The following is a 255-nucleotide window of genomic DNA, read 5'->3' as shown; positions in this document are numbered from 1 at the left end:
TATTTTATGGTGTTTACCACATTACAGGATGTACCAGGGCTGCAGTCAATTATATTTACTCCTTCTGGCACATTTTCCAAAAGCTGCTTTATTACGGGTACTGCCATAGGTTCTCCTACATTAAGCACTCCCCTTATACACTTTATATTTTGTGCATAACCTTTTTCTATTCTACCAGTCTCCCTATACCTATAACTCAATGCCTCCTGCTTGCACACAATTTTACAGGCCCCACAACTGTGACATAGTTTTTGA

The 255-nt window shown here is 39.2% G+C and carries 1 pseudogene; it reads right to left on the bottom strand.

Annotated features, from left to right (window positions below):
• A pseudogene (locus tag ACJDU8_RS25875) lies at nt 1-255 on the bottom strand ((4Fe-4S)-binding protein); the annotation flags it as partial.

It is taken from the genome of Candidatus Clostridium eludens (assembly GCF_045310515.1).
Classification (GTDB): Bacteria; Bacillota; Clostridia; order Clostridiales; family Clostridiaceae; genus Clostridium_B; species Clostridium_B eludens.
The sequence above is the reverse complement of the archived record's forward strand: the minus strand, read 5'-3'. Positions and strand labels throughout refer to the sequence as shown.